At 43.2% G+C, this 13,332-nt stretch carries 11 protein-coding genes; 3 read left to right on the top strand and 8 right to left on the bottom strand.

Annotated features, from left to right (window positions below; genetic code table 11):
• Positions 1-104: 104 nt before the first annotated feature.
• From HQR03_RS08670 to HQR03_RS08685, 4 genes are all read right to left on the bottom strand, one after another.
• The gene (locus HQR03_RS08670) at positions 105-1,826 is read right to left on the bottom strand and encodes a fatty acid--CoA ligase (protein WP_101212064.1); all 1,722 of its coding nucleotides are present in this window, start codon (positions 1,824-1,826) and stop codon (positions 105-107) included.
• Between the two features lie 119 nt (positions 1,827-1,945).
• Positions 1,946-3,148, bottom strand: coding sequence for a 3-oxoadipyl-CoA thiolase (locus tag HQR03_RS08675; RefSeq protein WP_173239896.1), 1,203 nt, complete (start codon positions 3,146-3,148; stop codon positions 1,946-1,948).
• Between the two features lie 208 nt (positions 3,149-3,356).
• Positions 3,357-4,940, bottom strand: coding sequence for a 3-hydroxyacyl-CoA dehydrogenase (locus HQR03_RS08680; RefSeq protein WP_173239918.1), 1,584 nt, complete (start codon positions 4,938-4,940; stop codon positions 3,357-3,359).
• Positions 4,941-5,045: 105 nt separating this feature from the next.
• Entirely contained in the window at positions 5,046-5,822 is a 777-nt protein-coding gene (locus HQR03_RS08685) for an enoyl-CoA hydratase (RefSeq protein WP_101212062.1), read from the bottom strand.
• Between the two features lie 317 nt (positions 5,823-6,139).
• Between HQR03_RS08685 and HQR03_RS08690 the strand changes: the two genes are divergently transcribed.
• The 3 genes from HQR03_RS08690 to HQR03_RS08700 all read left to right on the top strand — a co-directional run bounded on the left by HQR03_RS08690 (position 6,140) and on the right by HQR03_RS08700 (position 9,923).
• Positions 6,140-7,294, top strand: a complete 1,155-nt coding sequence (locus HQR03_RS08690) for an acyl-CoA dehydrogenase family protein (protein WP_173239897.1) — start codon at positions 6,140-6,142, stop codon at positions 7,292-7,294.
• 147 nt (positions 7,295-7,441) lie between these two features.
• Positions 7,442-8,707 carry an MFS transporter gene (locus tag HQR03_RS08695; RefSeq protein WP_101212060.1) on the top strand — a complete coding sequence of 422 codons (1,266 nt, stop codon included), beginning with the start codon at positions 7,442-7,444 and terminating at the stop codon, positions 8,705-8,707.
• A gap of 370 nt (positions 8,708-9,077) precedes the next feature.
• On the top strand, positions 9,078-9,923 hold the full coding sequence (locus HQR03_RS08700; protein ID WP_025650885.1) for an IclR family transcriptional regulator: 846 nt from the start codon (positions 9,078-9,080) through the stop codon (positions 9,921-9,923).
• A 62-nt stretch (positions 9,924-9,985) separates the two neighbouring features.
• On the opposite strand, the gene HQR03_RS08705 is transcribed toward HQR03_RS08700, so the two are convergent.
• Genes HQR03_RS08705 through HQR03_RS08720 form a run of 4 tightly spaced genes read right to left on the bottom strand, consistent with a single transcriptional unit; the run spans position 9,986 to position 13,328 of the window.
• Complete coding sequence (locus tag HQR03_RS08705) at positions 9,986-10,435, bottom strand: acetyl-CoA carboxylase biotin carboxyl carrier protein (RefSeq protein WP_244952008.1); 450 nt, start codon at positions 10,433-10,435, stop codon at positions 9,986-9,988.
• A gap of 7 nt (positions 10,436-10,442) precedes the next feature.
• Positions 10,443-11,630 (bottom strand): NRAMP family divalent metal transporter, encoded by a 1,188-nt coding sequence (locus HQR03_RS08710; protein WP_173239898.1) that lies wholly within the window; start codon positions 11,628-11,630, stop codon positions 10,443-10,445.
• Positions 11,631-11,683: 53 nt separating this feature from the next.
• Entirely contained in the window at positions 11,684-12,418 is a 735-nt protein-coding gene (gene pxpA / locus HQR03_RS08715; protein WP_173239899.1) for a 5-oxoprolinase subunit PxpA, read from the bottom strand.
• Positions 12,408-13,328: a 5-oxoprolinase subunit C family protein gene (locus HQR03_RS08720; RefSeq protein ID WP_173239900.1), complete on the bottom strand. Its 921-nt coding sequence runs from the start codon at positions 13,326-13,328 to the stop codon at positions 12,408-12,410. Before HQR03_RS08720 ends, pxpA begins: the two co-directional genes overlap by 11 nt.
• Positions 13,329-13,332 lie beyond the last annotated feature (4 nt).

Below are 13,332 nucleotides of genomic sequence, written 5' to 3' on the forward strand. Positions count from 1 at the left end.
GAACGTACGTGTTATTGACACATACGTTAAAATTATTAGGGTCTGTTGAACATTCAAAAAAAAATTTGCAATTATCTTTTGCAGTCATCGATAGAATTTTTGGATTAAATGAGTTTTTCTGCGCACATTATCCGCATTCTTTTCTTGTCGAGCTTACCCACACTGGTTCTTGGCATTTCTGCTAAAAACTTGATTTCGCTTGGCACGCCATACTTTGGTAAATGGCCTTTCTCTACCGCTTGATGACCTAAGGCTAAAATATCATCCGCTTTGGTATCGATATATTCAGGTTTTAAAACCACTAACGCTAAAGGACATTCGCCCCATCTTTCATGTGGCACACCAATGACGGCAACATCAGCGACACTGGGATGGAAGGATAAAATAGTCTCGACCTCAAGCGAAGATACCCACTCACCACCAGACTTAATCACATCCTTAAGCCGATCCGTAATGCTTAGCGTGCCGTCAGAGGTAATACAGGCAATATCTTGGGTATGCATCCAGCCACCGCGCCATAACTCATTGCCAGCATCTGGGTTTTTAAAATAACTCTGGGTCAGCCAAGGTGCTCGAATCACAAGCTCCCCTGTCGATTCACCATCCATTGGTAAAGCTTTGCCGTTTTCATCCCAAATTTCCATTGAGACGAGCATAATTGGTGAGCCAGAAAGACACCGATAATTGAGCTGATCCTTCATTTCCATCGAGTCCGTTTTATCATCGAACACCGCTCTCGATAACACGGGGCAAGACTCTGACATGCCAAATCCCGACATAAACTCGATGCCACTTTCAATGGCTGCTTTGGCCAAACCTTCATTCAACTTTGAGCCACCGAGTAACAACTTCAGCCCATCAAACTTACGTCCTCGTGCTGCCATCTCTTTTAATAGCATCTGTAAAATCGCAGGAACACCATGTGAAAGCGTGACTTTGTGCTGCTCAATTAAATCCACCAAAGTGGGAGCTAGATAGCGCCCCGGATACACTTGCTTAAGCCCTATCATGGTTGCCCCATACGGCCAGCACCAAGCATGCACATGGAATAATGGCGTCATTGGCATGTACACATCATTGTAGCGCGCGCCTTGACCTTCGGCATTTAGCGCAGATGCTAACGTACTTGCCAGCGTCTGCAATACGATCTGGCGATGGGTAAAAAAGACGCCTTTTGGGTCGCCCGTCGTGCCACTCGTATAAAATGTCGTGGCGATGGTATTTTCATCGAAATCTGGAAAATCAAACGCATCACTAGCCGCCGCTAGCATGGCTTCATATTCACCTTCGACATAATCTGGCATGCTAGCTTGCTCAGTTTTTGTATGGTTTTTTGTATCGTCTTCGCCATACTCAGCATCATCAAAGCCAGTATCATCGAGCCAAACAATTTTCTCAATAGAAGGGGCTTCATGACGGTAATTTTTCGCCATTGGCTCAAATTCAGCATTTAGCAACAAAGCTTTGGGCTTAGCATGATTAATGGTATACAGCACTTTATCTTCGGCCAAGCGTACATTGACCGTTTGTAAAATCATGCCAGACATCGGCACGGCAAAATACGCTTCAAGGTAACGATGACTGTCCCAATCCATAACAGCAACCACATCGCCTGCTTGCAAACCCATGTTTTTCAGGACGTTTGCCAAGCGATTAACGCGCTTAAAAAATTCAGCATACGTATAAGTAACCTTATCGGCATAACTAATGGTTTGATCCGTAGAGGCAATTTTTGCACGGTTTAGCAGCTGTTTGATAATTAAAGGAAAACCATACGCTTCTTCAGCTTGTTGGTAGTCCTCATGTTGGTTAAGTATAGAAGTCATTATTGTCGTCCTTGATAATAAAATAGTATGGCGAGGGCATATAGTTGATTCAATTTAAAAGAAGGGCAAGGCAAGCGAGGTTAACGTTGTCACTCTTTTACAGTGGATTAACGAAAGAATTAAACTCGTTCTATTACCATGGCAAGCCCTTGCCCAATGCCAATGCACAAGCTGACCACTGCGTATTTTTCGCCCGTACGCTGTAGCTCGCGCGCTGTGCTCAATGCAAGTCTTGCCCCTGATGCACCCAGCGGATGTCCGACAGCGATCGCCCCACCATTGGGGTTGACACGCTTGTCATCAAAATCAATATCTAAACCTTTTAGACAGCCGAGTACTTGCGAGGCAAAGGCTTCATTAATCTCAATGATGGACATGTCATCAAGGGTCAAGTCAGCACGTTTTAGTGCCAATTTGATGGCCTCAACAGGTCCTACGCCCATAATATTAGGCTCAACACCCATAGCACCAGATGACAGAATCTTGGCAATAGGCTTAAAACCTAACTTTTCCTCTGCTTGCTTTGAGCCAATAATTAAAGCCGCTGCGCCATCATTAATACCTGACGCATTACCTGCTGTGACGACACCTTCATTGTTTAAAGGCTTAAGTTTTTGCAGTGCTTCGACAGTAGAGCTGGCGCGAGGATGCTCATCTTCTGCTATCGCTTTTTCAGGTAATTTTTTACCTTGCGATACCATGATTGGCGTTATTTCCTCGTCAAAGAATCCCATTTGTTTGGCGGCTTGGTATTTAGCTTGCGAGGCTGCGGCGAATTTGTCTGCTTGCTCGCGAGTGATACCATATTTGCGAGCGACGTTATCACCCGTCTGCGGCATGCTGTCGCTGCCAAATTCTTTAGTCAAAAGAGGATTGGGAAAGCGGCTGCCAATAGTTGTATCGAATACTTTAAATTCACGACTAAAAGGCTGCTCAGTTTTGGCAAACACAAAGGGCGCGCGGGTCATTGACTCAACGCCACCTGCTAAAAATATATCCCCCTCATTACAAGTAATTGCGCGAGCGGCATCAATGACAGTAGATAACCCTGAAGCACATAAACGGTTGACGGTTTGACCGGGGGTTTTGACATCTAGTCCTGCTAGCAATGCAGCATTACGAGCGATGTTGCGTGAGTCCTCACCGGCCTGATTGGTGTTACCGATCAGCACTTCATCAAAGATATCGCTAGGTAATTGATGTTTTTCAACCAAATCCTTCATCACTGTGGCGATTAAGTCATCAGGACGCACGGTTGCTAATGCTCCACCATGGCGACCAAAAGGGCTTCTTAATCCATCATAAATATAGGCGTCTAACATAACTGTTCCTTGTTGTGTTTGAGAATTTGTCTGATTAAAATGTAGGGTTTATAGTGAATTCTAAATAAAAGAGTTACGATTGTTTAATCGTACTACTGGTATAAATTTTTCTTGCTTGCTGTGTCTACGCAGACAGAGGCTGCAAAAAATTCATCCCAGTAGCACTTTATACATAAAGTAAGCTGACCATAGAAAGATTGCCATGCTATTAGCATGAGAAATTGCTCTGTTGAGTAAATAATGAGATGCCTAACTTGGCACGGCGCTGTAACCATGGGCTAGGACGATAACGCGGATCACCCGTCAACCCATAAATACGCTCTAAGATGAGTAAAATTCGCTCGGCACCAAGCTCGTCTCCCCATGAGATAGGACCATACGGATAACCCAATCCAAGCTTGACGGCATTGTCGATATCCTTTGGTGTGGCAATACCTTGCATCGCAATATCACAGCCTAAATTAATCACCATCGCCACGACTCGCTGCGCCACAAAGCCCGTGCTTTCGGTAATTAACGTGGCATCGACAGCAACCTCTGAATCCTCATCTGAGCTTTTACCGAGCTTATTGTTTCTCCCAAATAGGGCATAAGCTTGCGCCACAAAATTATCCTCTGTGACGATACTTGGCATGAGAGTACGATGCTTGGATAAGTCAGTCAGCATATCAATGGCGACTGCTTGTTTAGGGTTTACTTGATAGCGGATAGCCGCATTGGTGGTATCTTCGCCATAAATTGCCAGTAATATTAAACTGTCAGGATTTGGCTGATCATTATCGTCGATAGTGATGTCATTAGCGTTTAGATGATCAATCAGCTGTTGTTTATCTTCTGCTAAATCTGCGCCAATCCAAACTGAGAGGTTGGAGGTATCGGAATCTGTCTTATAAGGTAATTGTTGATTTGTATTTGATGTCACTTTTTGACCGTCTGTGTACTGGTAGAAGCCTTCACCAACTTTACGACCAAGCTTGTTACCCGTTAGCATTTGACGGGTCAAAGGATGCGGACGATAGCGAGGCTCAAAGTAATATTGGTTATAAATCGACTCCATCACTGGATGCGACACATCGATACCGGTGAGATCAAGCAGCTCAAATGGCCCCATTCGAAAGCCTGCGCCATCACGTAAAATGCGATCGATGTCTTCAAAACTAGCAACGCCCTCGCCTAATATTTTCAACGCTTCTGTACCAAAAGCTCTGCCACCATGATTGACAATAAACCCTGGAGTATCTTTTGCAACGACCCCTAAATGCCCCATGCGTTTGGCTAGAGTTGTAAGCGTTTCTACTACTGAAAGTTTGGTAGAAATGCCCGGAATCACTTCAACGATTTTCATTAAGGGTACTGGATTAAAGAAGTGAAATCCTGCCACGCGCTCTGGATGCTCACAATCGGAGGCTATTGCCGTCACCGCTAGCGATGAGGTATTGGTTGCCAAAATCGTCTCGGCAGGGACAAGGCTTTCTAGTTGCTTAAACAGCTGCTTTTTTATGTCTAAATTTTCAATGATTGCTTCAATAACGACATCAACATCGGCAATTTTGGCTATATCTTCAATCACGGTTAGATTCGATAAAGTAGACTGTAGCTGCTCATCGGTGAATTTGCCTTTAGCCGCTAGCTTCTCTAACATAGCTTGAAGCGATTGGCGTCCTTGCTCGGCAGCGCCTGCTTTGGCATCAAATAAAAGCACTTGAATGTCTGCTTGGGCGGCGATTTGGGCAATACCCATACCCATAATACCGGTGCCAATAATGGCTAATGATTTAACAGTCATAATAATCCTTTATATGGTCTTGTTAATTTATATACTCTTATTGAATAGTCTCGTTTTCAAAGTATATGTGCTGTTTCTTTCTATGCTTTGAGAAATCTATGCTTTGACAAGCTACTGACCTTTATAATTCGCGTCACGCTTTTCTAAAAAAGCTTTCGCGCCTTCTTTTTGATCTTCGGTATCAAATAAAATCTGAAAGGCTTTACGCTCCAAAGCTAAGGCAGCTTGTAGCGGCATATCCACCCCGAGATTGGCGACTTCTTTAATTTGGGTTAGAGCAATCGGTGAATACCCTGCGAGTTGTTCAGCGATTTCAATAGCACGATTAATAGTCGCCTCATCTTCGACCACTTCAGAGACCAGCCCCATTTGATCCGCTGCATCAGCGCTTATCATGTCGCCTGTTAGTATCAGCTTCATGGCTTTATGTTTGCCAATCACGCGAAACAAACGCTGCGTACCTCCTGCACCGGGCATCAGTCCGATTTTGATTTCTGGTTGTCCAAACTTAGCAGACTTGCCAGCGACGATGATGTCGGCATGCATAGCAAGCTCACAGCCACCGCCAAGGGCATAGCCATTTACCGCCGCGATAATCGGCTTACGACAATTGGTGATAGCATCCCAATAACGCTCGCTATGACGGAGATACACATCAACCGTTTTGGTAGTTAGGAAATCATTGATGTCAGCACCAGCCGCAAACACCTTATCACCACCCGTTAGCACGATAGCTTTAGTCTTTGGGTCATCGTTTAATTTGATGAAAATCTCTGCCATTTTTTCGCGTAGTTCAGTGTTTAAAGCATTGCGAACTTTGGGACGATTCAGTGTTATCAAACTCACGCCATTGTTTAACGTTTCACAAATGATGATTTGCTCTTCCATGATGCTGTCCTTTAAGTAATGTCCTTAAGTAAACTGCTGTCACCCTTAAAACACACTAATAATTATGATTATTAATACCGCATAGCGATATTCAGTACCAATATATACTGTTTATTTTCTTTTGTGAAGAGTCAAAGCCAGTTAAATTGATAAATAGATAGATCATTAATACTTTACTTCTTTTATAAATACCGCATTGCGGTTTTTTAAACCAAAAGTATTGTAATTTAATAAAGTATCGATTATGCTGTTTGTTCGAATTAACCATAAAGTCCCTATTAGCAATATTAGATATTATTTCAACAAGGAAGAACTACATGATTAGAGATAAGGAAGTACTCGACCATATCGTCCAAACTATTCGTCAATTTGTGAATAACCAACTAATACCAAAAGAAGATTGGGTGGCAGAAAATGACCGCCTGCCAGAAGAGATTATTAGTCAGATGCGTGAGTTGGGTCTATTTGGACTGACCATTCCTGAAGAGTACGGTGGACTTGGCGTTACGATGGAAGAAGAGGTCACATTGGCATTTGAGTTAGGGCGCACCTCACCTGCTTTTCGCTCATTAATAGGCACTAATAACGGTATTGGTTCCTCTGGTCTGGTCATCGATGGTACTGAAGCGCAAAAACAAAAATACCTACCAAGACTGGCCAGCGGTGAAATTATCGGCTCTTTTTGCTTGACCGAACCTGAGTCAGGCTCCGATGCGGCATCGCTGCGAACCACTGCAATTAAAGACGGCGATACTTACGTACTCAACGGCACCAAGCGTTATATCACCAATGCCCCTCAAGCCGGTATATTTACTGTGATGGCACGCACTGACCCCGAAAACAAAAGATCGGGCGGTATTTCAGCATTCATTGTTGAGAGCGACACCCCTGGTATTACACTTGGTAAAATCGACAAAAAAATGGGGCAAAAAGGCGCACATACTTGTGATGTCATTTTTGATAACTGCGTCGTACCTGTTGATGCTTTGATTGGTGGTGTAGAAGGCGTAGGTTTTAAAACCGCCATGAAGGTTCTGGATAAAGGCCGCTTACATATCGCTGCAGCGAGTACAGGCGCAGCCACTCGCATGTTAGATGACGCGCTACGCTATGCCGTCGAGCGTAAACAGTTTGGTCAACCCATTGCCAATTTTCAGCTGATTCAAGCGATGCTTGCTGATTCAAAAGCAGAGATTTATGCGGCCAAATCGATGGTATTAGATGCTTCACGCTTGCGCGATGATGGCAAAGATGTCGTTACCGAGTCGTCATGTGCCAAGATGTTTGCCACCGAAATGTGTGGCCGTGTTGCTGATAGAGCCGTGCAAATTCATGGCGGTGCTGGTTATATTGCCGATTATGGCATTGAACGTTTTTATCGTGATGTGCGCTTATATCGTTTGTATGAAGGCACGACCCAAATCCAGCAGATCATTATTGCCCGCAATATGATTAAAGAAGTTAGCGAGTAGTTGTCATTTATTTGAATGCTATTTATTTGATTATTAAAAGGTATTTACATTATCAAAGCATATCGAGGTATTTGCTAGGACGCAGATATCTGGTTTATATCGCTGTTACCATAAAATTTCTTTCTCACAACAATAAGGATATACATTGTGAAAAGTGCTGCTATAACGTCAACTCCAAGCTCAAGCTCTATCCAAAAGCAACCTTGGAAATTGGCCTTCTTTTTTTGTTTTCTAGTGCTGTTATGTGATGGGGCTGATATTGGGATTCTCGCCTTTACCCTGTCAAGTCTCAAGCTAGAGTTTGGATTGACCAATATACAAGCGGGTGCTTTGGGGAGTTGGTCGTTATTTGGCATGGCCATCGGTGGATTTTTCGGTGGTTGGGCCTGTGATCGTTTTGGCCGAGTACGTGTTATCGTGATTGCGACAGCGATGTTCTCTGTGTTATCTGGTTTTAGTGGCTTTGTACAGAGCTACGAGCAGTTTGTAGCATTGCGATTCACCGCTTGCTTGGGTCTTGGCAGTTTATATATTGCCACTAATACCCTGATGTCTGAAATGGTACCTACCAAACATCGAACGACGGTACTTGCAGCACTGATGACAGGTTTTACATTAGGGTCTTTAGTGATCACAAGCATTTCGGCTTGGATTATTCCTACCTATGGTTGGCGTACCTTATATCTCTTAACATTCTTACCTATCATTCTCTCGATATCGATGTATTTCCTTATCCCTGAACCAAATTCTTGGAAAGAGGCTCGTGCTCTCAAACTTAGTGGTACGAAAAACTCACTCACAAAACCTGAAAACCCTTATAAAGCCATCTTTGAAAATCCAAAACATCGCATCATGTTCATTTTATGGTCCATGAGTTCAGGGCTATTACTATTTGGTTATTTCGGTGTAAGTAACTGGCTACCGTCTTATCTAGAAACTGAACTGGGTATCAAGTTTAAGGAGATGGCACTATATATGGCGGGTACTTACTTGACGATGATGTTTGCTAAAGTCGTGGCAGGTTTAGTGGCTGATAGAATTGGTCGCAAAATAGTATTTGCCTTCGGCACTATGGGCACAGCGCTATTTATTCCAGTGTTAGTCTATATGCATACTCCAGAGAACATCGGTTGGTTAATGATAACCTTTGGTTTCTTATACGGCATCCCTTATGCGATCAATGCCACCTACTTGACGGAAAGCTTTCCTACCGCTATTCGAGGTACGGCCATTGGCGGTGCGTTCAATATCGGACGACTGGGCTCAGTTATTGCACCAGTTGCCATTGGTTATATGGCTATGCAAAACTCTATCGGCGCAGGTCTGTTACTTATGGCAGGCGCGTATTTCTTATGTGGTCTTATTCCAACGTTGTTCATCAAAGAACAGCAATATGATCCACAGAAGGCGTAATACTATTGAGTACATATATACCGCATAGCGAAATACTTTATATTTATAATAGCTATGTTAATAATTTCAATGTACATTAATAGAGTGTTATTAAAAGCAACAAACTACTATCAGTGTACAACTATTGGCTTGCAAAGTACTAGGGCGTGTCTTCATTTCAAAAATGGTGATAAAAATGAGATAAATTGCCGTCAAACAAGAAAAATAGTGCAGATAATATCGGGATATTAACCAGCTATTTGACGATGTTTGGCAAAATTTAGCCATTTTTAGCCCATTTAGATGACTATCGAGTGAATTGAAGACACGCCCTAAAAGTAGTGAATTCTATGCTATTTAAATCAATTTAACTAAGAGCAACAAATCGTATATGACAACTAATATCCTTGCTGATGAAGACTCTAATAAATCAACACATATTGAGCTGTTAGAGCCGATTAGTGACATGAGAGATAAAAACGATAGGCAGTTCATTACCGCTTTGGCACGCGGGCTAGAGCTGCTGCGTTGTTTTACCCCGCAGCGCCCTTATCTGGGTAATCAAGACTTAAGCCAATTAACTGGGCTGCCTAAAGGGACAATTACGCGTCTGACTTATACTCTTGTGAAGTTAGGATATCTAAAGCAATCGACCAACAGTAGTAAATATCAGCTTTCTGCCGGTGTCTTAGGGTTTGGCTATACGATGATGGCGAATATCTCTATCAACAATTTAGTCACCCCCTATATGGAAGAACTGGCAGATTATGCCAATAGTGCGGTCGCTATGGCAACCCGTGATCGCCTGAGGATGGTATATCTCAATGTCGTACAAGGGTCTGGGACGACTACCATGCGACGTAATGTCGGCTCATACCTACCCATTCATTTAAGCTCAATGGGACGTGCGTGTTTAGCCAGTATGCCCGCTGCTGAGCAAGAATTTATCCTTGATGCCATCCGTAGTAAGTATAAAGATGATTGGCTGAAAATTAGACGCGGACTGGATAAAGCCTTTAGAGATTATGACGACTATGGTTATTGCTTTTCGATTAGTGAATGGCAAAAAGACGTCAACGCTGTCGCCACTGCCATCATGCATCCAACTGAGGGCTTACTGACTTTTAATTGCGGCGCACCTAGTTTTGTTCTTAGTCGTACTAAACTAGAAGAAGACATTGCCCCGCGTCTACTGCATATGAAGAATAATATTGAGAGTAATATGTATATTAGCTAAAGCATGTAAGCCATACTTCACATGCTAAGCTCGCCTAATCATCGATGATCCTAACGATCATTTTAATATAATTCCAAAGCTAAAATAGGCTGCCCGTATTCAACAATTTGCCCATTCTCAACTAATATATCGCTCACAACCCCTTCTTTGTCACTGACCACAGGTAGCAGTCGAGTCAATTCTTCAATATAGCAAATCGGTTGACCCTTTTTAATTTGATCGCCTTTGCTAACTAAATGATCAGTTGCACCATCTTCACTTAAATAAACCCGACCAACATGCGTCGCGCGTACCTGTGATAGAGCACTATCAAGGTTTGCAGCATTTTGATCTGCACTGTTTTTATCCGTACTGTTTTGGATAATCTTTGATTTTACAGGGCTGGCAGTCTTCTGCTGGTTTACGTTATTAACTACCGTAACTGACTGCCCATTATCTTCAATCGTTACTTTATACAGTTGGCTGCTTTCAACGAGTTTAACCACCCGTGCCACTTGTTCTATATCCATCATAAACTCCTTAACTGATACCAAGATATTGAGCGATAGTCATCACGCTTAGAATACTCATCGCAATAGCAATTAACCAACCAAAGACAGCAATCCAAACAGGATGCTTATAATTACCGACGATATTTTTTCTATAGGCCGCAATAAGTATAATCACCATAGCGATAGGTAGTACTAAGCCATTTAACGTCCCGACTAATACAAGTACTTGAGCTGGCTTGCCGATAGTGGCAAAGACGAATGTCGAGATGACAATAAAACCAATAATAAAATAGCGCTTATGGGTCTCGATAAAGGGATGAAAATTGGTCATAAAAGATACGGAAGTATACGCAGCGCCAATAACAGAGGTCACTGAGGCCGCCCAAATCACCATACCAAAAACAACTTTACCAGTATTGCCTAGGATATACTGAAAAGGCGACATTGCTGGATTTGAGGGGTCTAACGCGATACCTTTGGAGACCACGCCCAAGACAGCAAGGAATAAGAAGACGCGAATAACAGAGGCAATCAAAATGCCAGAGACCGAGCTTCTGGTCACAGAGTCTAGGTTTTCTTCTCCGCTGACGCCTGCTTCTAACAACCGATGAGCACCAGAGAAAGTAATATAACCACCAACCGTACCGCCTACTAAGGTTACGATCGCTACCGCATCTATCTTATCAGGCATAATGGTTTTGGTAACTGCTTCAGCTAATGGTGGATCAGACTTAAACATTACATAGATAATTAACACAATTAAAATAAAGCCCATTAGCTGAGTGAACTTATCCATGATAGGGCCGGTTTCGCGGCCTAGAAATATAGCAACAGCGATTACCCCACTGATCAGTGCGCCAGTAATGGGTGAGATATTGAACATCGACTGCATACCGAGCCCAGCGCCGCCAATATTACCGATATTAAATGCTAAGCCTCCAGCAATAATCAGGAAAGCGAGCAAATAGCCCACTCCAGGAAACACCAAGTTAGCAATTTCCTGCGCGCGCTTTTTGGATACGGCGACTACTCGCCAAACGTTAAGCTGGACGCCAATATCCATGACAATAGAGATTAAAATAACAAAACCAAAGCTTGCCATCAAGCTTTCGGTAAAAGTGGCGGTTTGTGTCAAAAACCCTGGTCCTACTGCTGAGGTTGCCATCAAAAAAGCGGCACCTAAAATAGCGGTATTGTGTTTTTTTAAGGTACTCATAAACATCCTTGTTTTATACAGAGTAGGTCGTTCAAGTTATTATTAATCTGATATTAAGCTGATATCTCAATACCTTTCAACTCTAACTGCTTTTTTATTTCTTGAGCAAAAAGAATGGCATGTTCACCGTCGCCATGTAAGCAGACGCTTTGGGCATCTACCGGCACTTTTTCACCGCATACACTGGTTACAAACCCTTCAGTAATCATTTGTAGCACATGATTGGTCGCTTCATCCGTGTCCGTTATTAGAGCATTGTCTTTGCTACGCGAGACTAGCGAGCCATCTTTTTCATAGTTCCTATCAGCGAATACTTCAGATATCACCTCTAGACCATGATTTTTTGCTGACTTGACCAGATAGCCACCCGACAAACCCATCACTTTTAAATTGGAATCAAAATTCTTAATTTCACTGACCAGAATATCTGCTAATGATTCATTAGCAGCGGCTTGGTTATATAAAGCGCCATGCGGTTTCACATACTCTAACGGCACACCAACCAAGTCACAAAGCGCTTTGGTCGCTCCCAACTGATACCGCATTAAGGCACGATAGCCTTCTTCGTCTAAAACTTGATCACTGCGACCAAAGTTCTCTCTATCGTCTAGACTGGGATGAGCCCCTACCCTGACATTATTTTCTTTTGCCAACTGTAAGGTGATTAGCATCTCGGCATAAGAACCGGCATGTAATCCACAGCACACGTTAGCCGAGCTTACTATGGTCATCAGCTTATCGTCTTGTCCGCAGCCTTCGGCAACGTCGGCATTTAAATCAACTTTCATGGGCGTACTCCTTAATTTGCTCAATATAGTGTTGTCTTTTTTGCTGCTCACGCAATGCTTGCTCTACCTCTACGACGACAAATTGACAAGTTTTACCAAACCGAATTTGCGCCATTAACCCTATATCAGCGTTAATTACCGTCGCAATTTTAGGATAGCCACCCGTCGTTTGGGCATCAGCCATCAGAACAATCGGCTGCCCTTGCGGCGGTACTTGAATCATGCCAATATCGACACCGTGCGAGCTCATTTGCATAGCTTCATTAAACTCAAGTGCGCTACCATCCAAGCGATAGCCCATACGGTTGCTACTGCTTTGTAGTTGCCATTGCTGTGATTCAAACGCGGCTTTTGAGGCAGAGGTAAAGTACTCATACTCACTGTTTTTTATTACTCTAATCCTATTGGTTGGCTCAAGGCGAGCCACTCCTATAACCCGTAAGCTTGAGGATGTTCTCACTTTTAGAACATCATCTGCTTTAAGGTATCTACCTTTAAAACCGCCAAAACTGGCTTTTAGATTGGTGCTGGACGATTGTAGGACTGGCTCGATATCAAAGCCGCCATGTACACACAGATAGGTATACATACCTTGTAATGGACGCAGCAGTTTAAGCGTTTGCCCTGCCTGCGCATTAATACGCCAATAGCAGGGAATGCGCTTATCATCTATATATGCCTCGTACAGCGCACCCGTTAAGCAAAAACTCACATCTTCTTCAAACTGTATCGTGAGACTGCCGACCGCTATTTCGATAGCAGGCTCGTTAAGGTCGTTCTTTAACAACGCATTTCCTGCTTGCAAAGCCCAGCTATCCATTACCCCACTTCTATCCACGCCCATGCTTCGGTAGCCGAATCGTCCCGAGTCTTGGATGCTAGCAAGCGCACTAGTGGTTAAAATCTTCATTGAT

The sequence above is a fragment of the Psychrobacter okhotskensis genome (assembly GCF_013248965.1).
In the GTDB taxonomy this organism is placed as follows: domain Bacteria; phylum Pseudomonadota; class Gammaproteobacteria; order Pseudomonadales; family Moraxellaceae; genus Psychrobacter; species Psychrobacter okhotskensis.

Bases quoted from the DNA above. Each gene is read 5' to 3' on its own strand.
- HQR03_RS08670 (WP_101212064.1), bottom strand. From the start codon at position 1,826: ATGACTTCTATACTTAACCAACATGAGGACTACCAACAAGCTGAAGAA.
- HQR03_RS08675 (WP_173239896.1), bottom strand. From the start codon at position 3,148: ATGTTAGACGCCTATATTTATGATGGATTAAGAAGCCCTTTTGGTCGC.
- HQR03_RS08685 (WP_101212062.1), bottom strand. From the start codon at position 5,822: ATGGAAGAGCAAATCATCATTTGTGAAACGTTAAACAATGGCGTGAGT.
- HQR03_RS08690 (WP_173239897.1), top strand. From the start codon at position 6,140: ATGATTAGAGATAAGGAAGTACTCGACCATATCGTCCAAACTATTCGT.
- HQR03_RS08700 (WP_025650885.1), top strand. From the start codon at position 9,078: ATGACAACTAATATCCTTGCTGATGAAGACTCTAATAAATCAACACAT.
- HQR03_RS08705 (WP_244952008.1), bottom strand. From the start codon at position 10,435: ATGATGGATATAGAACAAGTGGCACGGGTGGTTAAACTCGTTGAAAGC.
- HQR03_RS08710 (WP_173239898.1), bottom strand. From the start codon at position 11,630: ATGAGTACCTTAAAAAAACACAATACCGCTATTTTAGGTGCCGCTTTT.
- pxpA (WP_173239899.1), bottom strand. From the start codon at position 12,418: ATGAAAGTTGATTTAAATGCCGACGTTGCCGAAGGCTGCGGACAAGAC.
- HQR03_RS08720 (WP_173239900.1), bottom strand. From the start codon at position 13,328: ATGAAGATTTTAACCACTAGTGCGCTTGCTAGCATCCAAGACTCGGGA.